Source organism: Bacillus sp. FJAT-18017 (assembly GCF_001278805.1).
GTDB lineage: Bacteria > Bacillota > Bacilli > Bacillales > Cytobacillaceae > Bacillus_D.
Window position 1 is genome coordinate 273,259 of sequence record NZ_CP012602.1, and the last position, 25,841, is coordinate 299,099.

A 25,841-nucleotide genomic window follows, 5' to 3' on the forward strand; every position below is an offset into this window, starting at 1 on the left:
GGTTGACGTTTATAAGCCTATTCTGTAGTATATGAAAAGGAAAATTAAATCCGTTCCTGAAACGGGAGAGGTTCATAGCTGATACCCTCTATAAAAAACTATGGATACATGACAATTTGCCATGTCCATAACCGGACATGGCTTTTTCTTTTTATCCTTGTTTTTTACTGAACATTTGCTAAAACTCTCTTGTAAAGGGCGGGAACTTTACGAGGGGGTTTTTTTATGTCTGGACGGACTCATGAGGAAGGCTTGAAGGATCTAACACTGTTGGGAAATCAAAATAACAACTATACGTTTCAATATGCACCTGAAGTATTGGAGGCGGTTGATAATCTCCATACAAATCGCGATTATTTCGTGAAATTCAATTGTCCGGAGTTTACGAGTCTTTGCCCGCTGACCAATCAGCCGGATTTTGCAACGATGTACATCTCGTATATCCCTGATAAGAAAATTGTAGAAAGTAAGTCTCTCAAACTTTATTTGTTCAGCTTCAGGAACCATGGTGACTTCCATGAAGACTGTGTCAATATCATCATGAATGACTTGATCAAGCTGCTGGATCCTCGCTATATCGAGGTGTGGGGGAAGTTTACACCACGGGGCGGGATTTCAATCGACCCTTGGTGCAACTATGGGAAGCCAGGCACAAAGTATGAGGAAATGGCGTATTTCCGTTTGATGAACCACGATCTTTATCCTGAAAAAGTAGATAACCGATAAGGGGGATCAAGTATGCTATTCTATCTGAATGGTGCATTTGTAGGTCTGTTGATTTTGGCCAACATCGTAGCAGTAAAGCTTTTTAGTATCGGCAGCTGGGCAATCCTGCCTGCGGCGGTCATCGTATATGTTTTTACCTATCCAATCATAGATGTCATTGTTGAAGTGTACGGGAAAAAAGCCGGGCAAAGGACTGTCCAGGCCGGGCTGATTACCCAAATTCTAGCCCTTGTGTTTATTTCCATCACGGTTGCGCTTCCTGCTGCCCCAGTGTTCACAGAGCAGCAATCGTTTGAAACAATCTTGAACGGTAGTTTCAGAGTCATAATCGCAAGCCTGATTTCGTATGCTATCAGCCAGAACCTGGATGTATTTGTCTTTAATAAGCTGAAAAACCGCCATGGACAGAAGAAGCTTTGGCTGCGAAACAATGCTGCAGTGATGTTAAGCCAGCTTGTTGACACAACGATATTCATTGCAATAGCTTTCTATGGGACTGTTCCAGTTGCCATACTTGGCACAATGATTGTAACTCAGTATGTATTTAAATTTTTCGCATCGATTGCCATTACCCCGCTAGTGTACTTCCTGGTAAGTTTAATCCGGAAGCGGGAGGCTTTGGATACAACCGAAGGCAAAGTTGCAATAGCTGAATAATAGTAAAAAACTCCGCCATGACGATAGGCGGAGTTCTTTAACTTTACTGAGCGGAAGCAGCAGCCTGAACAGCTTTAAAGGCATTGACATAACCAGCGCCAACTTGATGATACTGATAACCTGCCATTGAATCGGCGGTCTGGACCATATAGTCAAGAGCCTGGCTCGGCGTCAAATCAGGCTTTGCTTCTTTCATGAGTGCAACCACTCCGGATATATGCGGAGCGGCCATGCTTGTGCCGCTGGAGGTTGTATAAAACAATAGATGTTCAGGATCAAGGTACGATATATCTGTTGTCGTTCCCAGTAGGTTCATGACAAGGCCTGTTGATGAACGGGTTGCAACAATGTCTACCCCAGGTGCAGTAATATCCGGATGAAGGAATTCATCCCCCGCAACTCCTCTGGAAGAGAAGTCGGCTAGCTGCTTATCCTTTGTTCCAGCTGCAACGCTAATTACCCATAGTGCAGCGGAATATGGATTAAGAGTATTGTCCCCGGGACCTTCATTCCCAGCTGCAAAAACGACCGTCATACCAGCATCGTGGGCGACTTTTGAGGCAACATTGATTGGGTCATTTGGTGAATATTCCCCAGTTGTTCCCCAGCTGTTGCTAATAACATCAATGCCGTATTGGTCTTTATTCTCTATTGCATAGTCAAAAGCTTCCAGTGACCATAAAATATTGATACCTTCACCAACACCTAGGCCAACAAGTTTAGCATCCGGTGCAACTCCTTTATAAAGGCCCCCGCTGGCCGTGCCGCTGCCAGCAATCGTACCTGCTACGTGGGTGCCATGCCCCGAAGAAGTATCGGTATTGATTACATTTTCGAGATAAATAGGCTCATTGCCAAAAAGATTCCCAGCAACAAATTTGACGTTTTGGACGACCTTATCGCCAAATTTCAAGTCCTGGTGGGTTGCGTCGATACCGCTGTCAATTACGGCAACGGTAACGCCCTTGCCAGTAAAACCAAGGTTATTCCAGACGGCCTCTGCTCCAATCAGGTTCCGGCTATCGCGGAGGAAATACGTAAGTTCCTTATTTTCATAGACTGAAAGAATGTTAGTGGATGAGGCAAGTAGGGTAACCAGGGAACCAAGCTTTCCTTTAACTGCAATCATTGGCAAATTGTCGAACGTCTTTGTTTTAAAACCAAGGTTCTGTAATAACTGTACATCCTTTAATACTGGTGGGGTCTTGTACGTGATAATTGCTTCAGTCTCGCTGCCAGATAGTGTTGTGCCTAAAAGCTTTTGAATAGCAGGGCTCAGCTCGGCTGTAATTCCGGCTGCTTTTGATGCAGGGGAGAAGGATGTGCTTGTGAGTGCAAACATCATCAACAATAAGACAAGGATTTTAACTTTTTTCATGAAGGCCTCCTGGGAATAGTAGTCGTATTGTTTTGCCCAGGATTAAACTAGTACGAAACCTTTTTTATGTTGGGAAAATTATTAGAGGAAAAAAGGATGGAGCTATTTGAATCGGGATAGCTCTATCCTTCGTAGGGAATCCATATTTGTTATTCATCTGCATTATGAATGACATTTTGCCCTGCTCGAAAACCCGAAATGTCACTCATCAAGGTTATGAATGACATTTTGCCCTGCTCGAAAACCCGAAATGTCACTCATCGGGGTTATGATTGACATTTTGTCCTGTCCGAAAACCTGAAATGTCACTCATCGAGGTTATGAATGACATTTTGTTCTGTTCGGAAACCCGAAATGTCATTCATCTGCATTATGAACGACGATTTGTTGATAGGACTGCTTTTTCTCAATTAACTCTTTTAGTTGTGAATCAATTTGAATATATTCCTCGCTATCCTTGGGAAACTGGATAATTTTTCCGAGAAGTTCTGTAATCCTTGTATCGAGCACAGCCAGCTCCTCCTGTCGGATCCTTTCGCCCTGATTTACATTAGATTCTTTTTTCTTCAAAAATTCTGTTACGCCCATTTCATACCGCTGGATTCGATTATCCTCTATTAAAAGAATTTTATCGCACAGTCTTTCAACGAAATAGCGGTCATGCGAAACGATAATCAGTGTACCCGAGAAGCTTTCAAGGGTCTGTTCCATCTGTTCCCGGCTTGGCAAATCAAGGTGATTTGTCGGTTCATCAAGAACGAGCACATCGTATTCCTGCATAATCATATGCACAAGCTTTACCCGGGTCCTTTCACCGAGGCTCAGTGCAGAAATAGGGTTTAGCAGCTTTTCTTCCTTCATTCCCATATTGGCAAACAGGGTTCTCGCCTTCGATATCTCCTCCCATTTTTCAAGGTCAAGAGATTGAAGAGGGGTCTTTTCTTCCGGTAGGTCTTTAACATCCTGACTTAGATAGGCAATCTTCAGTGATTCGCTTTTCCAGAGCGAACCCTTCGTAACAGGCTCATCGCCAAGCAGCATCTTGATAAATGTTGTTTTTCCGGAACCATTTGGACCTATCAAGGCTACTTTTTCCCCATGCCGTATATAAAAATGGCTCTTCCCAAATAACATGCGCTCTCCAAACGCTTTTGTAAGGCCTTTTGCTTCAAGTATCCGCTTGCCTCGGCTCCGGTTCGTTTCGAAATTGAAATCTACATTTAGATCTTCCTTTGGGCGATCAACCTTGTGCTTTTCAAGTTCTAGGTTCATGCGCTTTAGCTTTGACCTGATTTGGATGTCTTTTTTCTTGGCCTGGACCCGTCCGTATTCTTTAAAGCCTGCCTGCCGGTTTTCCGCAGGTGTTCTGCCTTTTCCTGCCTCGCGGTGTCCTTTTTCGGACCATCTCTTAAAGGTTTCAATTTGCTCGTTGATTATTTCTATTTTTCTTTGCTGTTTCTGATAATCACGTTCTTGCTGCTCTCGGCGACGCTGTTTCTCTTTTCGGTAGGCAGTGAAATTTCCATCATAAACAGCAATGGTACCATCCTCAATTTCGAGTATCTTTGTCACCGTTTCGTCTAGAAAGTAACGATCATGGGAGATGATGAGAGCTGCCTGCTTCGTTTTGTTCAGGGATGTGATGAGCCATTCTAGCCCTTTTTGATCGAGATGGTTGGTTGGTTCATCCAGGATCAGCAGTTCAGGGTTTACTGACCAAATTCCGGCCAGTGCAAGTTTAAGCCGTTCACCGCCGCTCAAGTTTTCAAGTCTTTGTCCTTCCCAGGCCGAAATTTTTTCCAGACCAAGCTTGCTGGCTGTCTCCCAAAGCTCCTTTCCATTTTCCATATAAGGAGCAGTTATATCGTATTCAGTAGATTGGGGAAGATAGCCAATCCTCAAGCTGGCCGGTCTTTTTAAGATTGTCCCGGTATCAGGGTCCAGCTCTCCAATAATAAGTTTGATCAGCGTTGTCTTGCCTGAGCCATTCCAACCAACTAGGCCGATTTTTTCGCCATTGCGTATATCAAAAGAAATACCCTTGAGTATATCTCGATCTCCAAAGCTCTTTTTTACATTTCGTACTTGAATTAGTTCCATACAGATCACCTCAGTTAATTTGTTAGGCACGCTTACGGGTAAACTGAGTTTCTATAATCAACAGAAAAACCTCCCCAGGTCTTCCTGGAGAGGTTGGATGTATGTATGCAAAGATCCTTATGCAAGCATCGCCAAAAACAAGCATACCAAAAAAGGCATACGGAAGGCACGGTACTTGATAAGCAAAAAAGGGCATACGAATCCTATTCTCCAGGTTTCCTCATTTTTATTAATCATGAGTTCACTCCAAAAAATAAGATTATAGCTTCATTGCTCCTGTACCTTTTCCTTTCAGTTTTGTGGTGCTGCTTCATTCAGTATATTTCCATTTGCTTGAATTTGTCAATGCGTGAGAGCCTGGCTTTGAGTTGGCCAAACTTTTTTGTAAAATAGAAGAATGAAGATTTTAGAAAAGGTGTTAATATGAAAAAAATCATTGTAATCGGCGCTGGCATCCTCGGGGCATCAGCAGCCTATCATTTGGCGAAGGAAGGTGCCGCTGTTACTGTTATTGACCGGAAAGACCCGGGACAGGCTACAGATGCTGCAGCCGGGATTATCTGCCCATGGCTGTCACAACGCCGCAATAAAGCATGGTATGCACTTGCCAAAAATGGTGCTGCGTATTATTCATCGCTTATCCAGCAGCTTGAAGAAGACGGGGAAACAGAGACCGGATATGGCAAGGTTGGAGCACTAAGTCTTCACAAGGAGTCTGAAAAACTCTCCAAAATGGAAGAGAGGGCTCTTGTAAGGCGTGAAGATGCGCCTGAAATTGGTGAAGTTACACAGTTCAATGGGTCGGAAACAGTGAATTTGTTTCCTCCTGTTTCCAAAGAGTTTTCTTCTGTTAAGGTCGGCGGTGCTGCAAGAGTAGATGGCCGCGCATTAAGAAATGCGCTTTTAAACTCAGCCTGCAAGCATGGTGCGGCACTTATTAACGGTTCGGCTGAGCTGGCTGTTGATGCTGGAAATGTAGTTGGAGCTAAAGTCGATGGAAAGGTTTATTTTGCCGATAAAATCATCGTCACTGCTGGTGCGTGGGCTGGGGATTTGCTTGCACCCCTAGGAATCAAGCTAAGGCTTACCTCACAAAAGGGGCAGATTGTCCATCTTAGGCTTGAAAATCGGGATACATCTAGATGGCCAGTAATCATGCCTCCAAATGACCAGTACATCCTTGCGTTCGAGGATGGCAAAATTGTTATAGGGACAACCCATGAGAATGACATGAATTTTGATTTGCGGATAACAGCCGGCGGCCTGAATGAGGTACTTAGTAAAGCATTGGAAATTGCCCCCGGATTGGCTGATGCTGCTTTTACAGAAGCAAGGGTTGGATACCGTCCGTATACACCAGGGTTCCTTCCGGTTATTGGGGAAATTCCGGGTTTTACTAATCTATTGTTCGCGAATGGGCTCGGTGCCTCTGGACTTACTGTAGGCCCATTTCTTGGTGCGCAGCTTGCAAAGCTCTCGCTTGGCATGGAGCCTGATTTAGATTTGGATCCTTACAATGTTAGTGGTGTAATTGAATAATTAAGACAGAAGGCTTTCCCATTGGTTGGGGAAGCCTTTCTTTTCGCCCAAAAATCTTAAGAATTTCTTCAGAAATTGAATGGGGCAATCGTAAGACTTTATGTTTACAGTTATCTTAACGAAATGGGGGATGCTATAATTCTCCTAGGGGTGGGAAAATAGTGGAAAAGTGCAATGTGCTAGTTGTAGATGATGAAAAAGAGATACGTGATGCCATAGAGATATATTTGCGGAATGAAGGCCTTACAGTAATTAAGGCCAAAGATGGGCTTGAAGCAATTGAGAAACTACATAGTCAGGAAATACACCTTATCGTGATGGACATTATGATGCCGCGCCTAGATGGCATTGCGGCTACATTCAAGATACGTGAAAAGAGAAATATACCGATTATCATGTTAAGCGCGAAAAGTGAGGATACAGATAAAATTCTTGGGCTGCAAATTGGTGCGGATGATTATGTAACGAAACCTTTCAATCCGGTTGAACTAATTGCAAGAGTCAAGTCCCAGCTTAGGCGCTATATGAATCTCGGAACATATGAGGGAATGAATAAGCGGATAGATTTGAATGGACTGACATTGGACCAAACAGCAAAGCAAGTGGCCCTTGACGGGGAGCCAATCAGACTGACTCCGATTGAATTCCGAATCGTTGAGCTTCTCATGACGAACGCAGGCAGGGTTTTTTCAATTAATGAAATCTATGAACTGGTTTGGAAAGAGCCCGGCTTCAATGCCGAAAATATTGTTGCTGTCCATATTCGGAAAATCCGCGAGAAGATTGAAATTGATCCGAAGAATCCCAGGTATTTAAAGGTGGTGTGGGGCATTGGCTACAAAATGGAAAAATAGTCTTGCGGTGCTGGCTGCCCTGTTACTGGGCGCAGGCTTGAGCGGGGTTATGACATTCTTGCAATATAGCAAAACCTATTTTGGAAATAGCTTTTTTGAAACTTCGGATTTTCGGGCGATTCAAGGTTCGTTTATCGATAGCTTGAATATGCTTGAGGTAAACGGACTCACGAAAGAGGAAGCCTTGAAACAGTTGAAGGTGCAAGATAGTGACATTCAATCTGCCCGCAAGGAAAAATATAATCTCGATACCCAGATACAAGAAATTCATGATGAATACTACTATCAAATAGAAGAGGCAAACCGTTCAGGCGAAAAAGAGAAGGCTGCCGAGCTTGAGAATGAGCGGGATAGGGAAATTTCCAATATGGAGCGTTTCTTCAAAGATGATGAGTATGTCCGGGCGATTCTGATGAAGCAGAAGGTAAGAAAACTGGAAACCTATTATGCAAACCTTAAGATTATTGCGCTAGAGCTCGAACGGGGAAAACAGGCGTTTAACTATTACTTTGAAGATGTATCGAGCGGAAGAGCTTATACAAATATTTCTGCAGATAATATGAATGAGGCCAGAGACAAAATCAGTAAGGAAAGTTCGCTTTATTCTAAACAAGTGAATACACTGGTCTATCCTAACGGCCCTCCTGGAATACATTTTGATGAAAAACAACTGAGCGGATATATTGGTGTGGCTGCTGATACCCCTGAGAACCATGCGATTATGGCCAGCTATAACCATTTTAAGAAAATGCAGATATCATTTTATAGTAATATACTTATTGGATTCGTTTCACTTATTGCAAGTCTAGTTATTTTCTCTAAATATCTACTTGCGAAAGAGAGAAATTTCTCGAAAATTCTCAAAGCTATTCCAATTGATGTGATGGTTTTGGTATCCGGATTGGCTACCATTGCATTTGTAATTTCTCTCTTTGATAATCGACATAGTTTCTTCGTATATGTAGGCGCTCCATTAATTGGGACATTTATAAAGTCAGTCCTCATAGGAATTCCCGCGGCACTTATTGTTTTGCTCGCTACGGCTCTCTATAAAAGAATGAGTGATCCGGAGTTTCTGTCGAAGGACATTAAGGGAAGTCTCGTAGGTAAAGGATATCACGTACTAAAGGAAGCATTCCTTCATTGGGAAATAGGCACACAAATCCTCGCTTTGCTGGCCGTTATTGTTGGATTCATTCCAATCACTGCCTTTATATTCGGAAGGAATCAATATATTTATATAATCAAGCATGACGGGCTTTTTGGGGTATATGCAGTTCTCCTCGTTGCTATAGCAGTGCCAATAATATATCTTATTCTGAAATATGCTGGACAGTTCAATCGGATACTGGTGATGACAGATGAACTAGCCAAGGGCACTATCGGAAAAGACCTTGTAATCTCAGGAAACTCACCACTGAGCAGACTGGCTAGAAATATTAATAGTGTAAAGCAGGAAGTAAAGGAGTCTCATAAGGAACAGGTTAAGAGCGAGCGGCTAAAGACGGAGTTAATAACGAATGTGAGCCACGATTTGCGGACACCGCTAACATCGATTATTACCTACACAGAACTATTAAAGATGCCCCAATTGGCAGAGGAAGAGCGGGAATCATATATAGAAATAATTGACAGGAAATCAAAAAGGTTAAAGGTGTTGATCGATGATCTTTTTGAAGCGTCAAAAATGGCAAGCGGGGCAATTGAATTGGTAAGGACTAAGGTTGACCTTGTCCAGTTATTGAATCAGTCCCTTGCCGAGCACGATGAGAATATACAGGATTCAGGATTAGTTTTCCGAGTTTCACTCCCGGAACACCCCGTATATGCTGTAGTGGATGGCCAAAAAATATGGAGGGTTTTTGACAATCTCATTCTTAATATCCTGAAATATACGCAAGAGGGAACTCGTGTTTATTTAGCTGCCAGACAGGAAGGCAATTTAGCTTGGATTACCTTCAAGAATATCTCAAAGTATGAATTGAATGGAAATGGCGAGGAACTTTTTGAGCGATTTAAACGGGGGGACACTTCCCGCCATACAGAGGGTTCTGGCCTGGGCCTTGCCATTGCCAAGTCTATTATTGATCTTCATGATGGAAGAATGGATATCGAAACCGATGGTGACTTGTTCAAAGTTACAATTGAACTAGAAATAGAATAAGCGGAAAAGGAGCAGGCAATTAGAGATGCCTGCTCCTTTTTAGTTTCAATGGAAAATAACGGTGCCTGCGATTTAGATTTTAAAAGCCATTTAACTGGGTATAAGGGAGTAAAAGTGAAATGATTTTTATTTACTCCAAGGAGGAACAACAGATGCAATGGAAAGGAAGACAAGGAAGTTCCAATGTTGAAGATAGACGAGGTATGGGTGGAGGCGGAAAACTTCTCGGCGGTGGGATTGGCGGGCTTGTGCTGGTTTTAATCATGACTTTTCTTGGTGGAGGGGACCTTGGAAGCCTTTTAAATGGCATGGGGGGCGGTACCGGACTGCAATCCCCAGCACCATACCAGGAAACAGCTGAAGAGCAGGAACTCGCTGATTTTGTTTCAGTTGTCCTGGCAGATACAGAGCAAGTTTGGTCCGAGATATTCAGGGAACAGGGGCTCGAATATAAAGAGCCAACATTGGTGTTATATACAGGAAGTGTTCAGTCAGCGTGTGGTTCGGCTAGTTCGGCTGTTGGACCGTTTTATTGCCCTGGAGATCAAAAGCTGTATATTGATTTAAGCTTCTATCAAGATTTGCAGACAAAGTTTAAGGCGCCGGGTGATTTTGCAATGGCCTATGTTGTCGCGCACGAAGTAGGGCACCATGTTCAGACATTGCTTGGACAAAGTGATAAATTGGCTGCTCAGCGCCAGAGGTTGAATGAGAAGCAATTCAACCAATATCAGGTTCGCTTTGAGCTGCAGGCCGACTACTATGCAGGTGTTTTTGCCCATCATGCACAAGGAATGGGATACCTGGAAGAGGGAGATCTTGAGGAAGCCTTAAATGCCGCAATGGCAGTTGGTGATGATACCATTCAAAAACGATCGCAAGGTTATGTGGTTCCAGACAGTTTTACACATGGAACATCTGAGCAAAGGAAGAGATGGTTTTACAAGGGCTATGAAGCAGGAAATTTGGATAAAGGAGATACCTTTAACGCAAGAAATCTTTAACCAATAAAATATATGGCTATAGAAAGGAGAGTTTCGTTATGTCAGCGAATGAACGTTCATTTTTCCTTAAGGACGATGGACGGATTCCAAACAATCAAGAATTGCCAGTGATTATCTATGAGGGCATCTTTAGTGATAATCCCAATGATATTGTAGCGACATTCAACCGCCATAATTGGACAGGCAGCTGGTCTGGAGGTATTTATGATTATCATCATTATCACTCCAATACCCATGAAGCTTTAGGCGTAAGGTCTGGCCAGGCAACAATTCTGCTAGGCGGTGATTCAGGGGAACGTCTGGAAGTCAAAGCTGGGGATGTTGTCCTGCTTCCGGCTGGAACCGGCCATCAGCTTGTAGAAGCAAGTGAGGAGTTCGAAGTCATTGGCGCATATCCAAATGGGATGACCCCTAATATAGTCCAGCAGGATCCGGCCAAGCGGGCTCAAGCTCTCCAGGAAATTCAGAATGTTCCTGTACCGGAAACTGATCCGGTTTATGGCGATAATGGTCCGCTCCTTAGGAAGTGGGTTAAATAGATATTGAAAAACACGATGAGATGTCCTCATCGTGTTTTTCGTATTATTCTAATCCTTCAATCCTCATCTCTTTAACAGTCAGGAAAGTTTCACCTGTATCGAGATAGGTAATAACGACCTTGTCTCCCTCTTTCAGATAAATAGCAAGCGGAAGCCGTTCGGATGAGAGAATAAAGTTTTGGCGATTATCAAGCAGGAACGATACAGCAGTGTAGTCTCCTGACTTTTCCTTATATACACGGAGGACCGTACCGCTTACTTGCTTTTCTTCAGCTTGGGAACTGCCATCAACACCGCCGCCGCCTCGTTGGAGGGCAAGTTTATATTGGCGGAGAGCATCATTCGGTGTTGTACCGTATACAGAGATCTCTGGATTTGCAGCTGAGACAATAAAGTAATTTTGCAAAAAGCCGTTTGAATCAAGGACAGGTGTAAGCCAGCTGGCTTCTCCATAGAAGTTATATAAGACTGGCATCCGGCCCTTCCACTTCTTTTCAATGAATTTTTTCTCAATAATTTGCAAGGCACCTTCGGAATCCATATACGATTCTTCAAGGTTGCCCGTATAATAGGTGGCATCCCCGCTACGTGAGTCTGTCAGTGAATAGCCGAGCATTGAATCGACGCCTTCCTTGGGGCTAGTGAAGTCGGTGAAATAATACATAGCTCCGTTTTCATCAAAGATTGGAGTCACATTAGCTTCGGTTCCCTCATCCGAAGGAAGCTTCACATCTGTTTTTCCAAACACGCTGTTCCAAAATCCATGTATATATTTGCCGAAATAGCTGTTTTGCAGGCTCACAACTTCAGGTGAAACAGAACCATCTATGAATGCGGGTGCATCCTTTAATAAAAAGTCTTCGGTCTTGCCGCTTAAAGGATCAACGACAACTATGCCTTTAACAGAAAATCCATTTCTTGCTGAAATGAAATTACCATATGAACGGATATAATAAGGTTTGCCTTCCTCATCGATTTCAAGCTGGACATCGCCTTTAAAAATATAATCTGGATACTGCATCCTGATATGGCGTTCAATACTTTTGCCGAAATAAGACGAAGGGGTATAAATCATATCGGATTTTACGAATTTCGGGTTTGCTGTTGAGTCTGTTGCACTTAGGGTAAAGTAGCCTGGTGTTTTATCGCCATTGAACCATTTGAAAAATCCAGAAAACTCAACAGGAGCAATATAAACATACTCATTATTTATCTTTTGAATCTGCAGGCTCCCAAGTTCGTAGTAGCTGGTATTTGGTACTTGGCCAAACGCTTTCCTCATTTTATTCCGGGCAAATTGAGGCGGGACACTTGCGGGCGTCTTTGTTTCATCAAAGGTCTTTATCTCGGTCTGCTGCTCCATTTTTGCAGTTTCGAACTTTTCATCAGCATTAAATAGAAAAGCTGTCATGAAATAAAATCCAAGCAAAAGGCCTGCGATAAAGATTAAGGATTTTACAAGTTGTTCCTTTCCCCGGGCAAGCAGAGCACCTAAAGCAGAGATGAGGATGAGAAATGGCCAGAAGGAAGAGAAGTTCCTATCCAGATTAGTTATATAATAATAAATAAAAATAACTATTGTAAAAATGATTGCTATTCCTGCCAGGATTCCCAATCCAGGCTTGTAGTCCTTCTTAGCCGTTTTTGCCTTTGCTGCAGGCTGGGTTGCGGTAAATGGAAAAATAAGAATTGATGCCAGCAACCCGAAAATCAATGAAAAAATATAGATATTCCCCATGGTGGCTCCTTTCAATACAACTGACTTGTAACAAGTAATACGTATGATGATATAAAAAGATTCAGATTTAGCCCGGGCAAAAGAAAAAGGCTTTCCCTTAAACCGGAAAGCCATTGTTATATTTATTCACTCAGATCCACGTTATGGTATACTTGGCGGACATCTTCAAGGTCCTCAAGGGCATCAATCATTTTCTCGAATTTGGCTAACGCATCCCCATCTAGTGCCACATCAGTTTGGGCGAGCATAGTGAGTTCGGCAATAGTGAATTCGGTGATGCCAGCCTGTTTAAATGCTTCCTGTACTGCATGGAATTGGTCAGGCTCGGCATAGACAATGACAGAGTCTTCCTCTTCAATGATATCCCGTACATCCACATCAGCTTCCATAAGAAGCTCGAGTACCTCATCAGAAGTCTTACCTTCGATACCAAAGACCGCTGTAGCATCAAACATGTAAGAAACAGACCCGCTTACACCCATATTGCCGCCATTTTTTCCAAAGGCAGCACGGACATCTGAGGCCGTACGATTGACGTTGTTGGTCAAAGCATCTACGATGACCATGGAGCCGCTCGGACCAAAGCCTTCATACCGCAGCTCGGTGTAGGCTTCTTCGGAACCGCCCTTTGCTTTTTCAATTGCTTTTTCAATAATATGCTTAGGAACACTGTAGGTCTTAGCCCGTTCAAGAACAACCTTGAGAGCCTGGTTGGACTCGGGGTCAGGTTCTCCTTGCCTTGCTGCTACATATATTTCACGGCCAAATTTAGCGTAAATACGGCTTGTATTTGCATCTTTTGAAGCCTTTTTTTCTTTAATATTATTCCATTTGCGGCCCATATGGTCACACTCTCTTTCCACAAAAGTAAGCAATGAATGATTGCCCAATAATATAACTAATTACCATCGCCTATTATACCTTAAACTGTCAAATATTTTAAGTAGCACATAAAGCAAAAAGCCATTCCTTTATCGGGAATGGCAATTTATTTTACCAGAGTTTGTTCATATTCAGTACATTCACTGGAGGCGGTTACCCGGTTCCTGCCGAGCCGTTTGGCTTCCAAAAGCAGCTGGTCTGCCTGGATATAGCCTTTCTCCATTGAATTTTGGCTTTTCACCTTAAAATAATAAAGACCAAAAGAAGAAGTATAGGGAATATGTATATGCTCAGACCCAAATTCGGCTTCCACAATTTTTTCATCTAGCCCGTTCAAGATTTTTTCAACCAACTCTTTGCATTGAAGATAATTTCGATTGCGAAGGAAAATGGTGAATTCCTCGCCACCGCTTCTGAACAAATTATCGTTACTGTTTAAATAGCTTTTCAATGTGCTGGCAAAATGTTTAATAACCTGGTCACCTACGGAATGGTTGTAACTATCGTTAATACTTTTGAAATTATCAATATCGGCAACAATAATCGCAATAAATTCCTCCGTTCCCCCAAGTTCAGCCATTCGCTTGTCCATAAACGCACGGTTGTGGACTCCCGTCAAGAAGTCTGTGTAAGCCATTTGTTCAAATTTATCTCTTTCAAATTTATCTTGAATGCTTTGTGATTTTGAGTAAAATGAAAGGCTGACTATGTAATTGAGAATAAATAAGGCAATGAGCATACCCCAGTCAACATCTAACAGAAATAATAGCAGGAGTCCATTGGTCAGAGCTGTTTTTCCCATATCAAGGACATTCCGGCTTTTAATAAAATCAATTGCTTCCTTTACCGTTCGGATGTCCCCAAGGAGATAAAAGGCAACGATTAAAAAGACATCTATTACTAAAGATGTTATACCTACAAGCAAGATGATTAACAGCCAAAAGCCAAATGGCATTGCATCTAGTAGCGGGTAAAGAAAATCAAACAAATAAAACGCAATGGAATACACAATCGTAAAGGCGCCAATGTTGTAAAATGTATCAAATAATTCTTCGGGGTCATCCGTTTTTGTATATTTTCGCCTAAAAAATATCAGGAACCGGTAGATGGCCTCAAAAATAAAAAGCCCCATAGGTCCGGCAAAAATACCAAGTGCAAGGCCATAGTTAATCCCATAATCAAAAGTGGTACTACCGGTTTTGTCTACAATCCGAAGATGCTGATATAACATGGAGAATGCCAAAAATAAAAGCAGCGTTTTTAAAAACAAGTTTTTATCTATCAATAATCCCTGTGAATAAAAGGAAATAGCCATTGCGGAAAAAAACAAAACAAAATCATAAACTCTTGCTTTCTTCATTCCAGTTGTTGCCCCTTCCCGATCCTATGGCTTAATAATACTTTAAAGAGTAAAAGGTTTATAGAGCTATTTTTTGGAGTAATCTGAAAAAATTTTTTCATACGGGAAAAAAGCTTGATTCTATTAATGGTGTTCTCGAATTTTGTCGAACGGTTTACCTGATAATGGATGATTCCCCACCGAATGGCTTCACATGCGATTTACTTTTTGCTTCTCCATGACAAATTAAAATCCCTTGTGTAAAATTTCATAGAATGTACATTTTCAAAAAAGCCTGAATCTGTAGGTGATACTTACCCGCCTTTAGGTTCACTATAGAAGGAAAGATGTTGAATGGAGCAGTTTTCTGAACGAGTTATTAAAATCATAAAGGACATACCCCGTGGAAATGTTATGACCTATGGGCAAATTGCGAGAGTGGCGGGCAGTCCTCGGGCAGCAAGGCAGGTTGTTAGAATCCTTCACTCCATGAGTGAAAAGTATCAGCTCCCTTGGCACAGGGTTGTTAATAGCAAAGGAGAAGTGGCAATAAAGGATGAAGAAACCAACATGACCCAGCGCAGGCTCCTTGAAAAGGAAGGCGTTAAATTTTCATTTGGGCGCGTCGATCTTCAAGCTTCAATTTATTCCCCTTTGGAAGTGGATGGGATGCTATTTTTTGAGGAAGAATAGCACGATTATCAATAGAAATATGGTTTAACCGTATCCTGTAGAATAGACACCAAGTTAAAACAGTCTATTCTATAGGTTTTTTGCATTGGAGGCAATTGGTTGGAATATTTTTTCAATTAATGGGAACTTATTGCTCATAACAGCCGTATACGTAGGGGTGGGCAGCTTTCATTTGGCCAATAAGGCTCAGGTCTTCAACAGCCAAGGATCTGGAATTAGATATTTAGAATAATAGAGTTGGAAAAGGGGGATCTACATGGGATTGGAAATTCGCAATCTTACTAAGAGGTATGGGGAAAATGTAGCTGTAAATAATATAAGCCTCGAATTGCAGGAAGGCCAGGTACTCGGCCTGCTAGGAAGGAACGGGGCGGGTAAGACGACAACCATTAAGATGATGCTCGGCCTTGTTGGCCGTGATAGCGGAGAAATCCTTTGGAATGGCCATCCTTTTCACAGAGATGAGTTGTCGATTGGCTACCTTCCCGAAGAACGGGGCCTATACCCTAAAACAAAAGTGTCAGAACAATTAAGATACTTTGGTGAACTTGAAGGGCTTAGCAAGAAGAAAGCGATTGAAAGAATAGATTACTGGCTAGAGAAGTTTGAAATCACTGACTATAAAAATAAGCTTGCAAGTGATCTATCAAAGGGAAACCAGCAGAAAATACAAATTATTGCTACCCTCCTCCATGACCCGGATATCATTATCCTTGATGAGCCTTTCAGCGGTCTTGACCCAGTCAATGCCACAATGCTTGGGAATGTTATAGAGGAGCTTGTCGCTCTGAAAAAAACAATCATCCTTTCAAGCCATCGAATGGAATCCATTGAGATGTTTTGTGAGAATGTCTGCCTAATGAAGCAAGGAAATATTGAAGTAGCTGGCAAATTACAGAAGGTCAAGGATGATTACGGCTATAAAAATCTCAAAATCACTTCAGCTCAGAAGCTTGAACCTGTCTTCGGCAAATTCAATTTGCCATTTGAGAAGAATGGCAATGTGTACATAGCAAAGGTACATAACGAAAAGGAAGGTATGGATATCTTGAATGCAGCCGCATCCACTGGGATCACACTGCAAAACTTTTCGCTGCTAGAGCCTACACTGCATCAAATCTTTGTCGAGAGGGTGGGTTAAGTGAGAAAATTTCTGACGGTATTAAAGTTTCATCTAAAGGAAGGTTTATCAGCAAAAAGCTACATAATAACTGCCGCTGTTCTATTTTCGGTAGTTCTGGGCTATTTCGGGTTTATGCATTATTTTGACAAAGAAGAAAAGATGACCGTCTATGTAAGTGACCAATCTCAAGCCTATGAATTCAATACTAGCGAAGCGGGGAACGCCGCTGATTTTGCAGAAATTAAAAAGATTGGTGAAGATAAAGTTTCGGGGATTAAAAAAGAGGTTGAGGCTGGAAATATTGATGCGCTGATTGTCTTGAAAGGAAGTGGTGAAGCCCCCGAGGTGGACTACCATTTCAGGCGCATGGCAGATTATCAGGTACTGGCACTGATTAATGCTGTCGTTCAGCCGCAATATATAAACAATGTGGTTACAGCCAATGGGATCGATCCTGCTGTTGCGGGAGCCCTTCTAACCCCGGTAAAAGTAAATGAGGTTACCTTAAAGGAAACAGAATCTCTTGGACTGGTATACTTCTTCCTGTTCTTGATGTATATGTTTATCATCATGTTCGGAAATACGGTTTCGCTGGGGATTGCCGGAGAAAAGACAACTAGAGTAATGGAAATCATGATTACAAAAGTGAAGCCCATTACGATGATGTATGCAAAAATCATTGCAGCAATGCTTTCAGGATTATTGCAAATCGGGATGGTTGCTCTTGGTTATGTCATTGCCAAGCTTCTGGGATGGACAACTGGGGAAATGAACATCATGGGAATGGCATTGGACCTATCCGTCTTGAATCCTAAAATCTTCTTATTCCTTGGACTTTATTTCATGCTGGGATATACGGTCTATGCTTTGTTATTTGCTTCCATAACCTCGACAATCAGCAGGATGGAGGATATCGGTACAATCATATTCCCAATATCCATACTGCTCATGGGTGGTTTCTTCTTAGGGTTTAAAACCATGATGGATCCGAATGCAGGAATCGTTCTGGCAAGTTCTTATATTCCATTTTTCTCGCCAATGGTTACATTCTCAAGGATTGTCCTTGGTGAAGCTGGTTCGCTTGAGGTCATCCTGTCAATTGTTGTCCTGGTAATATCAATTGGCATTTTGAGCTATATTGCAAACCGTATTTATTCAAAAGGTGTTATGAGATATAGCGGTAAAACCAATCTTACAGATGTCATAAAAATGGCTAAGAGCACTGAGGCATAAAGAAGAATAGGGTTAAAAAGTTGAAGCGGCTGTCCTAAATGCGACGGCCGCTTTTTTAGATTAAGCACGTTTCTCAAATGATTCAGCAATTCCGATTATGACCTGGACAGCTTTGAGCATGTTATCTACTGATATGAATTCATATTTTCCGTGGAAGTTCTCGCCTCCGGTAAAAATATTCGGAGTTGGAAGCCCCATATAGGACAGTTGTGAGCCATCAGTTCCGCCCCGTATCGGTTTAACAATTGGGGAGATGTCCAAACCTGTCATAACCTTGTGTGCAATGTCAACAATTTCCTTTACAGGTTCAATTTTTTCTTTCATGTTATAGTACTGATCGTTAAGCTCCAATATAACAGCATTTTCTCCATAAGCTTTTTTTAGATCCGCTGCAATTTCCCTCATTTTTTCTTTTCGGGCCTCAAAATTTTCCTTATCAAAGTCTCGGATAATATAATTGAGCCTTGTTTCTTCAACATCACCATTAAAGGAAAGCAAATGATAGAATCCTTCATAGCCCTCTGTCAGCTCTGGGGCCTCACTAGCTGGCAGGTGATGATGGAAATCCATTGCCAGTTTCATCGAATTGACCATTTTGCCCTTTGCGGTGCCAGGATGGATATTGGACCCTTTAAAGGTTAGCTTAGCAGCAGCGGCATTGAAGCTTTCAAACTCCAGCTCCCCAAGGGGACCGCCATCCACTGTGTATGCATATTGAGCGCTAAAGGCTTGAACATCAAACCGATGCGGCCCGCGGCCGATTTCTTCATCTGGGGTAAAAGCAACTCTGATTTTACCATGCTTGATATCCGGGTTTTGTATAAGATAATCCATAGCTGTAATTATTTCGGCAACACCTGCCTTATTATCCGCACCCAGTAGAGTAGTACCATCGGTTGTAATCAGCTTATGGCCTGTGTAATTAGCTAGCTGAGGAAATTCAGATGTTTTCATCACAACTCCTGAGGTTTCATTGAGAGTGATATCCTTTCCATCATAGTTTTCAACCAACCGTGGATTTACTCCTTTGCCAGTAAAATCCGTAGCCGTATCCACATGAGCCAGGAAGCCAATTACAGGGACATCCTTCTCAGTATTAGCTGGAAGAGTGGCCATTACATAGCCGTTGGCATCCATTGTTACTTCCGCCATGCCAATTCTCTTAAGTTCGTTTACTAGCATGTTAGCCAACTCAAGCTGGCCATAAGTTGAGGGAAAGGACTCGCTTTCTTCACTGGATTGAGTGTCGATTTTAATATAAGAAATAAATCGGTCGATCAATTCTTTTTCCACTATAATCACATCTCCTAAATATAAATTGAAAAATATTCGTTGATAGTGTCATTATAATACAAACCACTCCAAAGAAAGGATTTGCTAAGAAAAACATTTTCTCGTTTTGTCGAAGTTTGGGGAAGCTTGGAGATAAAAAGCTATGGCAAAAAACTATTATTATACTAGACGGATTTAGGACTATCATGTACAATGTTTTCAGAATATTGGTTTTATTATGAATTAAAAGAATTCATTTCGCAGCACGAATTATCATCATCCGAAAAAAGAATATAAGGGGGATAATTGGATGAAGAAAAGAAAGTTAGCAGGTATTTTTCTATCATTTTCCTTGCTTGCCGGCGTGTTGGCAGGCTGCGGCAGTCAGGGAACAGGCGGATCGGGTGGAGACAGCAAGACGATTAAAATTGGAGCGAACCTCGAATTATCCGGAGGAGTAGCCTCCTACGGCCAATCCATTGCGGAAGGGCTAGAGCTTGCACTTGAGGATATTAACAAAGAGGGCATCGATGGAAAGAAAATTAAGCTGATTAAATTCGACAACAAATCAGACGCTTCCGAAGCTACTTCAGGGGCCGTAAAGCTCGTCAGCCAGGATAAGGTAGCGGCAATCATAGGCGCAGCCACAAGTACGAACACATTGGCCCAGATTCAAGTAGCAGAGAAAAATAAAGTGCCGGTCATCACTCCTACAGGTACAAATCCAGATATCACGAACAAGGGAGGAAAAGTAAATTCCTATGCCTTCCGGACATGTTTTATCGATCCGTTCCAGGGGACAGTAGCGGCAAACTTTGCTGCTGATAAGCTAGGTTCAAAAAAGGCTGCTGTATACGTCGATACAGCAAGTGACTATTCAAAAGGCCTTGCTGCAGCGTTCAAGGAAGCCTATAAAGGAGAAGTAGTGACTGAGGATGCGTATGTTGCCAAGGATACTGACTTCCGTGCTACTCTAACTCGTATTAAGTCAAAGAACCCTGATTTCATCTTCCTGCCAGGCTACTATGAGGAAGTTGGCCTTATCATCAAGCAGGCACGTGAATTGGGTATTACCGTGCCAATTATGGGAGGAGATGGATGGGATTCTCCTAAGCTTGTTGAAATTGCAGGCGGTGATGCGTTGAATAATACATTTATCACTAACCACTATTCCGCTGCTGACCCGGATGAAAGGATTCAAAAGTTTGTTGAGGCCTTCAAGGCAAAGTACAAAGGCAAATCACCGGATGCCTTCGCTGCACTTGGTTATGATACAGCCTACTACTTGGCTGACGCAATTAAACGTGCCGGAAGTGCGGACCCTGCGAAAATCCAAAAGGCTCTAGAAGAAACAAAGGACCTTCAACTTGTGTCCGGCCTGCTGACACTTGATGATAAACATGATCCAATCAAATCTGCGGCAATCCTGAAATATGAGGGCGGCGAACAGAAATTTGAGACCAAAGTAAACCCTTAAAGAAAAGCGTAAGCGCATTCGATCGCTTGATACAAGCAGCAAAACAATAAGCAATATGGGAAATAGGGGGCGATGTCCCCCTATTTCGGCTTAAAAGTTAAACTATAGCGGAACAGGCGCATCATCATTTAGGAGGATGTGCTTCTATTCGACTAAAGTACCTTTCAAGGGGAGTTTAATAATGGAATTCGTACAGCAGCTGATAAACGGAATTTCACTTGGGAGCATTTATGCTCTGATTGCGCTGGGCTATACAATGGTATACGGAATCGTTAAACTGATCAATTTTGCACACGGGGATGTATTCATGGTAGGCGCCTTTGTCGGATTTTATTCGATTACCATCCTTGAGCTGAGTTTTTTCCCGGCACTTATCCTGACAATGACGGTATGTGCCATTTTCGGTGTGTTGATTGAAAGGATTGCGTACAAGCCTCTCAGGAATGCCACGAGAATTGCAGCTCTTATTACTGCGATTGGTGTGTCGCTCTTAATTGAGTATGGCGTCATTTATATCCGAGGTGCACAACCTGAGGCCTATCCTTCAGATGTTCTTCCTAAAGAAACAATTAATTTATTCGGGCTCTCGGTCGGCAGCCAGTCCCTATTTATATTAGGTGTTTCCGTCGCACTTATGATTATTCTTCAATTTATCGTCCATAAAACAAAGATTGGCAAAGCGATGCGCGCTGTTTCACACGATGCCGATGCAGCAAGGCTGATGGGCATTAACGTTAACAATACAATTTCGGCTACATTTGCAATTGGTTCCGCACTTGCAGGAGCTGCGGGAGTTATTTTTGGTACGTACTACACAAAAATTGAACCTTTAATGGGAATCATTCCAGGCCTCAAGGCATTCGTTGCAGCGGTTTTGGGGGGAATCGGCATTATCCCGGGTGCCATGGTCGGCGGGCTTCTGCTCGGAGTGATTGAAGCACTTGTTAGTGCTCTTGGCTATTCCCTCTGGCGTGATGGCGTTGCCTTTATCGTCCTGATTCTAATCCTTATTTTTCTCCCGGCTGGACTGTTTGGTAAAAACGTGAGAGAGAAAGTATAGGGGGGAACAGAATGAAAACCTTAAAACGCTCTAAAGGTTTCTGGTTTTGGATCGCTCTTGCCTTGGTTGTATTTTCAGTTATACAGGTTCTGATAACCAGCGGAACACTGAATATTTTCCACATTAATACGCTAATTACGATAGGGATAAACATTATGCTTGCAGCTAGCCTGCATCTAATTATTGGAATTACTGGACAATTTTCAATTGGCCATGCGGGATTCCTTGCTGTCGGGGCTTATGCTTCCGCAATCATGACAATGAAGTTCGAGCTCCCGTTCATTGTTGCGCTTCTGGTAGGCGGCCTGGTCGCTGCTGTTTTTGGCCTAGTCATTGGAATCCCTAGTTTGAGGCTTAAAGGAGATTATCTAGCTATTGCAACTCTGGGATTCGGGGAAATTGTTCGGATTGGCCTCTTGAACTTTGATTACGTCGGGGGCGCAAGCGGAATGCAAGTTTCCCAAATGAGCACGTGGGGCTGGACGTTCGCCTGTGTATTCATTACGATCCTTGTTATCGTCAATTTCACTAATTCAACTCATGGACGGGCATGTATTTCTATCCGGGAGGACGAAACGGCCGCTGATGCAATGGGGATAAACACAACGTATTATAAGGTGGTTGCATTTGTCATCGGTGCATTTTTTGCCGGGGTGGGCGGCGCATTATTTGCCCATAACTTTTACATCATCCAGCCATCAAATTTCGGTTTCCTGAAATCATTTGATATTTTAATCTTTGTTGTGCTTGGAGGTTTAGGAAGCATGTCGGGAGCTATTATTGCAGCAATTCTTCTGACCCTCATCTCAACAACGCTGCAATCATATGCCGATACAAGAATGATTATTTATAGCCTTGTACTCATTCTTACAATGATTTATCGTCCGCAAGGCCTTATGGGAACTAGGGAAATAACATCATTCTTTAAAAAGTCGAAAAAGCAGGAAGGGGGGCATAGTGATGGCACAGGACAAACCGTTGCTTAAGGTCGAAAAGGCTGGGATTCGATTTGGCGGGCTGAAGGCAGTATGGGATGTAAATCTGGAATTATTTCAGGGTGAGCTGGTTGGCCTGATCGGCCCCAACGGTGCGGGAAAGACAACTTTTTTCAACTTGCTTACGGGGGTATACGTCCCGACTGAAGGTGAAATTGTCCTTGACGGTGACAGGCTGAATAAGCTTGCACCTTATAAAATAACAAAAAAAGGGGTCAGCAGAACCTTCCAGAATATTCGGCTGTTTGGAGAGTTATCTGTCATAGATAATGTGAAGGTTGCTTATCACTCGCTTGCAAAACATGGAATTCCCAGCTCCGTTTTCCGACTTCCTAAGCATTTTGAAGGAGAAAGGGAAATGGATGAGAAGGCAGTCGAGTTCCTTAAAATTTTTGGACTGGAAAAATACAGGGATGAAAAGGCAAAGAACCTTCCTTACGGTCAGCAACGGAGGCTGGAAATTGCTCGGGCGCTTGCTGCAAATCCCAAAATACTCTTATTGGATGAACCGGCAGCGGGCATGAATCCACATGAAACGAAAGAACTTATGAAACTGATATCATTTATTAGAGACCGTTTTCACCTGACTGTATTGCTTATTGAGCACGACATGGGGTTAGTTATGGGAGTCTGTGAACGGATATACGTCCTTGACCACGGCCAGCTAATTGCACAAGGAACACCAGAGGAAATCAGGAATAATCCAAAGGTTATTGAGGCTTATTTGGGCGAGGAGGTATCCTGATGCTGAGAGTCGATGGAATCAATGTATATTACGGTAATATCCAGGCATTAAAAGGCGTTTCTCTTGAGGTCAATGAAGGGGAAATTGTTACGCTGATTGGAGCGAATGGAGCTGGGAAGAGCACCCTCCTTAAAACGGTTTCTGGCCTGCTCAAGCCAAAACAGGGCAAAATTGAATTTCAAAACCAGTCTATCTCAGGGAAGGCAGCCCAATCAATTGTAAAACTGGGCATTTCTCATGTTCCGGAAGGGCGGAGAGTTTTTGCTAATATGACAGTTGAAGAAAACCTCGAATTGGGGGCTTATCTTAGAAGGGATAAAGCTGGTATCAAGGAGGACTTTGGAAAGATATTCGAGCTTTTCCCAAGACTTGAGGAACGCCGTAAGCAGCATGCCGGGACACTATCGGGAGGCGAGCAGCAAATGCTTGCGATGGGCAGGGCTTTAATGGCCAGACCCCGGCTGCTCCTTTTGGATGAACCATCCATGGGGCTTGCACCTCTTCTGGTAAAAACGATATTTCGGATTATTAGTGAAATTAACGAAACTGGTACAACCATTATGCTTGTGGAACAGAATGCGCACATGGCTCTATCAATTGCTCATCGAGCTTATGTCATTGAAACAGGCCGAGTGGTTCTGTCTGGTACAGCTGCCGAATTGAACGAAAGTGAGCAAATAAAAATGGCCTATCTTGGCGGCCATTAACAAAAAGCAGTAGAGGCTGTCCCTAACATATAAAAGGGAAGCCTCTATTTTTTTAAAAAAATTGAAGCGAAAATACTATTACCCTTGTCTTGACAGCTGTTATAATGGTATGGCCTAACAAATAAGAGATGTTTGATTTAGGACAAACTACGAATAGAAAAGACAGAAGATGGGGGTCAGTATGGTAAAACAAAAGACAGTATCAGAAAGGAAGCTGCTGGGTATTGCTGGGCTTGCCTGGATGTTTGATGCGATGGATGTAGGAATGCTTTCATTTATCATAGCAGCATTAAAAATCGATTGGGACTTAACGGCCCAGCAAATGGGCTGGATTGGCAGCATCAATTCAATAGGGATGGCTGTGGGTGCCCTTGTTTTTGGATTGTTTGCAGACCGAATTGGACGTAAAAAAGTATTAATCATTACGTTACTGCTTTTCTCAATTGGCAGTGGACTATCAGCGTTAACAACATCATTGGGTATATTTCTCGTATTGCGTTTTCTAATTGGAATGGGTCTCGGAGGGGAGCTTCCTGTTGCATCGACATTGGTATCCGAGTCGGTGCCTGCAGACAGGAGAGGCAAGATTGTCGTCTTGCTGGAAAGCTTTTGGGCATGGGGCTGGCTGATTGCCGCGGTAATCTCCTATTTTGTCATCCCGGAATTCGGCTGGCAGATTGCTCTTTTAATTAGCGCTATACCAGCTTTATATGCTATATATCTTAGGGTTCATTTGCCAGATTCACCTCGGTTTACCTCAGGGGAGAAACAGAAGAAACCAACAGTACTAGAAAGTATAAGAACACTATGGTCAAAGGAGTATAAGCGACAGACTGCCATGCTCTGGATTCTCTGGTTCTGTGTTGTGTTCTCCTATTATGGGATGTTCCTTTGGCTTCCAAGCGTAGTAATCGGAAAAGGCTATAGTATGGTCCAGAGTTTTCAATACGTTTTAATTATGACACTTGCTCAGCTTCCTGGGTATTATACAGCTTCTTACTTTATTGAAAAAATAGGCAGGAAGTTTGTGTTAGTCGTATATCTCGCTGGAACAGCGGTCAGTGCTTATTTCTTTGGGACAAGCGAGTCACTAACCATGCTTTTGGCGGCTGGAGCCTTCCTATCCTTCTTTAACCTTGGGGCATGGGGTGCGTTATATGCGTACTCGCCAGAACAATACCCTACTGCAGTACGGGGAACGGGTGCAGGTATGGCAGCATCGGTGGGTCGAATTGGCGGTGTACTTGGACCGCTGCTCGTTCCGTACTTGTCCAGTCAGGGAGCATCAATGCAGGTTATTTTCACAGTCTTCTGTATATCAATTTTGATTGGTGCCGCGTCAGTGTTGTTCCTTGGCAAGGAAACGAAAAATAAGGAACTCATGGAATAGTACAAAAAGCGTAAGCGCCTTCGTGACAGGCAAAGAACCGCCTCGCGACAGGCAAAGAGCGCCTGTCCCTGCGAAGATTATTCTGAGAAGCTTTCCTTTGTGTCCCTGCGATGTTTATTCTCAGGATGCTTTCCTTAGTGGTCAGCGACGTATAGCCTGGAGTCTCTCCAACTGAGATAAAGGAAACACGAAGAGCCGAGGCGCATTCGTGCTTGACTTATCGTAG

22 protein-coding genes and 1 riboswitch are annotated in these 25,841 nt (G+C 42.8%); of the genes, 16 read left to right on the forward strand and 6 right to left on the reverse strand.

Features of this window, described 5'->3' with window-relative positions; genetic code table 11:
• Nucleotides 1-61: 61 nt before the first annotated feature.
• A riboswitch (PreQ1 riboswitch) is annotated at nucleotides 62-108 on the forward strand.
• 117 nt (nucleotides 109-225) lie between these two features.
• Together queF and AM500_RS01385 are read left to right on the forward strand one after the other, a co-directional pair.
• Nucleotides 226-726 carry a preQ(1) synthase gene (queF, locus tag AM500_RS01380; protein WP_053597595.1) on the forward strand — a complete coding sequence of 167 codons (501 nt, stop codon included), beginning with the start codon at nucleotides 226-228 and terminating at the stop codon, nucleotides 724-726.
• 12 nt (nucleotides 727-738) lie between these two features.
• Nucleotides 739-1,383 carry a queuosine precursor transporter gene (locus tag AM500_RS01385; RefSeq protein WP_053597596.1) on the forward strand — a complete coding sequence of 215 codons (645 nt, stop codon included), beginning with the start codon at nucleotides 739-741 and terminating at the stop codon, nucleotides 1,381-1,383.
• A 43-nt stretch (nucleotides 1,384-1,426) separates the two neighbouring features.
• Here AM500_RS01385 and AM500_RS01390 read toward each other — a convergent pair whose 3' ends face one another.
• Both AM500_RS01390 and abc-f read right to left on the reverse strand, forming a co-directional pair.
• Complete coding sequence (locus AM500_RS01390; RefSeq protein ID WP_053597597.1) at nucleotides 1,427-2,761, reverse strand: S8 family serine peptidase; 1,335 nt, start codon at nucleotides 2,759-2,761, stop codon at nucleotides 1,427-1,429.
• 357 nt (nucleotides 2,762-3,118) lie between these two features.
• The gene (gene abc-f, locus AM500_RS01395; protein WP_053597598.1) at nucleotides 3,119-4,861 is read right to left on the reverse strand and encodes a ribosomal protection-like ABC-F family protein; all 1,743 of its coding nucleotides are present in this window, start codon (nucleotides 4,859-4,861) and stop codon (nucleotides 3,119-3,121) included.
• 423 nt (nucleotides 4,862-5,284) lie between these two features.
• Between abc-f and AM500_RS01400 the strand changes: the two genes are divergently transcribed.
• The 5 genes from AM500_RS01400 to AM500_RS01420 all read left to right on the forward strand — a co-directional run bounded on the left by AM500_RS01400 (nucleotide 5,285) and on the right by AM500_RS01420 (nucleotide 10,961).
• Entirely contained in the window at nucleotides 5,285-6,400 is a 1,116-nt protein-coding gene (locus tag AM500_RS01400; RefSeq protein WP_053597599.1) for an NAD(P)/FAD-dependent oxidoreductase, read from the forward strand.
• Between the two features lie 161 nt (nucleotides 6,401-6,561).
• Nucleotides 6,562-7,254, forward strand: coding sequence for a response regulator transcription factor (locus tag AM500_RS01405; protein WP_053597600.1), 693 nt, complete (start codon nucleotides 6,562-6,564; stop codon nucleotides 7,252-7,254).
• Nucleotides 7,232-9,418, forward strand: a complete 2,187-nt coding sequence (locus tag AM500_RS01410; protein ID WP_053597601.1) for a sensor histidine kinase — start codon at nucleotides 7,232-7,234, stop codon at nucleotides 9,416-9,418. Before AM500_RS01405 ends, AM500_RS01410 begins: the two co-directional genes overlap by 23 nt.
• Before the next feature lie 152 nt (nucleotides 9,419-9,570).
• Nucleotides 9,571-10,422: a KPN_02809 family neutral zinc metallopeptidase gene (ypfJ, locus tag AM500_RS01415; protein ID WP_053597602.1), complete on the forward strand. Its 852-nt coding sequence runs from the start codon at nucleotides 9,571-9,573 to the stop codon at nucleotides 10,420-10,422.
• Nucleotides 10,423-10,460: 38 nt separating this feature from the next.
• Nucleotides 10,461-10,961: a cupin domain-containing protein gene (locus AM500_RS01420; protein WP_053597603.1), complete on the forward strand. Its 501-nt coding sequence runs from the start codon at nucleotides 10,461-10,463 to the stop codon at nucleotides 10,959-10,961.
• A gap of 43 nt (nucleotides 10,962-11,004) precedes the next feature.
• Here AM500_RS01420 and AM500_RS01425 read toward each other — a convergent pair whose 3' ends face one another.
• The 3 genes from AM500_RS01425 to AM500_RS01435 all read right to left on the reverse strand — a co-directional run bounded on the left by AM500_RS01425 (nucleotide 11,005) and on the right by AM500_RS01435 (nucleotide 14,941).
• Nucleotides 11,005-12,699 (reverse strand): tripartite tricarboxylate transporter TctB family protein, encoded by a 1,695-nt coding sequence (locus AM500_RS01425; protein ID WP_053597604.1) that lies wholly within the window; start codon nucleotides 12,697-12,699, stop codon nucleotides 11,005-11,007.
• A 122-nt stretch (nucleotides 12,700-12,821) separates the two neighbouring features.
• On the reverse strand, nucleotides 12,822-13,541 hold the full coding sequence (locus AM500_RS01430) for a YebC/PmpR family DNA-binding transcriptional regulator (protein WP_053597605.1): 720 nt from the start codon (nucleotides 13,539-13,541) through the stop codon (nucleotides 12,822-12,824).
• A gap of 146 nt (nucleotides 13,542-13,687) precedes the next feature.
• Nucleotides 13,688-14,941, reverse strand: a complete 1,254-nt coding sequence (locus AM500_RS01435) for a GGDEF domain-containing protein (RefSeq protein ID WP_053597606.1) — start codon at nucleotides 14,939-14,941, stop codon at nucleotides 13,688-13,690.
• 333 nt (nucleotides 14,942-15,274) lie between these two features.
• Between AM500_RS01435 and AM500_RS01440 the strand changes: the two genes are divergently transcribed.
• From AM500_RS01440 to AM500_RS01450, 3 genes are all read left to right on the forward strand, one after another.
• Complete coding sequence (locus AM500_RS01440) at nucleotides 15,275-15,613, forward strand: MGMT family protein (RefSeq protein ID WP_053597607.1); 339 nt, start codon at nucleotides 15,275-15,277, stop codon at nucleotides 15,611-15,613.
• Between the two features lie 256 nt (nucleotides 15,614-15,869).
• Nucleotides 15,870-16,754 (forward strand): ABC transporter ATP-binding protein, encoded by an 885-nt coding sequence (locus tag AM500_RS01445; protein WP_053597608.1) that lies wholly within the window; start codon nucleotides 15,870-15,872, stop codon nucleotides 16,752-16,754.
• The gene (locus AM500_RS01450) at nucleotides 16,755-17,969 is read left to right on the forward strand and encodes an ABC transporter permease (protein WP_053597609.1); all 1,215 of its coding nucleotides are present in this window, start codon (nucleotides 16,755-16,757) and stop codon (nucleotides 17,967-17,969) included.
• A 60-nt stretch (nucleotides 17,970-18,029) separates the two neighbouring features.
• Here the strand turns inward: AM500_RS01450 and pepT are convergent, their stop codons facing one another.
• The gene (pepT, locus tag AM500_RS01455; protein ID WP_053597610.1) at nucleotides 18,030-19,262 is read right to left on the reverse strand and encodes a peptidase T; all 1,233 of its coding nucleotides are present in this window, start codon (nucleotides 19,260-19,262) and stop codon (nucleotides 18,030-18,032) included.
• A 289-nt stretch (nucleotides 19,263-19,551) separates the two neighbouring features.
• On the opposite strand from pepT, the gene AM500_RS01460 reads away from it, so the two are divergent.
• From AM500_RS01460 to AM500_RS01485, 6 genes are all read left to right on the forward strand, one after another.
• The gene (locus AM500_RS01460) at nucleotides 19,552-20,718 is read left to right on the forward strand and encodes an ABC transporter substrate-binding protein (RefSeq protein WP_053597611.1); all 1,167 of its coding nucleotides are present in this window, start codon (nucleotides 19,552-19,554) and stop codon (nucleotides 20,716-20,718) included.
• Nucleotides 20,719-20,899: 181 nt separating this feature from the next.
• A complete protein-coding gene (locus tag AM500_RS01465) occupies nucleotides 20,900-21,778 on the forward strand; it encodes a branched-chain amino acid ABC transporter permease (RefSeq protein WP_053597612.1) in 879 nt (292 codons plus the stop codon).
• An 11-nt stretch (nucleotides 21,779-21,789) separates the two neighbouring features.
• Nucleotides 21,790-22,764 (forward strand): branched-chain amino acid ABC transporter permease, encoded by a 975-nt coding sequence (locus tag AM500_RS01470; RefSeq protein WP_053597613.1) that lies wholly within the window; start codon nucleotides 21,790-21,792, stop codon nucleotides 22,762-22,764.
• Nucleotides 22,739-23,518, forward strand: coding sequence for an ABC transporter ATP-binding protein (locus tag AM500_RS01475; RefSeq protein WP_043930174.1), 780 nt, complete (start codon nucleotides 22,739-22,741; stop codon nucleotides 23,516-23,518). Before AM500_RS01470 ends, AM500_RS01475 begins: the two co-directional genes overlap by 26 nt.
• Nucleotides 23,518-24,225 (forward strand): ABC transporter ATP-binding protein, encoded by a 708-nt coding sequence (locus AM500_RS01480; protein WP_053597614.1) that lies wholly within the window; start codon nucleotides 23,518-23,520, stop codon nucleotides 24,223-24,225. The genes AM500_RS01475 and AM500_RS01480 overlap by 1 nt, the downstream gene beginning before the upstream one ends.
• 181 nt (nucleotides 24,226-24,406) lie before the next feature.
• Nucleotides 24,407-25,615 carry an MFS transporter gene (locus AM500_RS01485; RefSeq protein WP_053597615.1) on the forward strand — a complete coding sequence of 403 codons (1,209 nt, stop codon included), beginning with the start codon at nucleotides 24,407-24,409 and terminating at the stop codon, nucleotides 25,613-25,615.
• Nucleotides 25,616-25,841 lie beyond the last annotated feature (226 nt).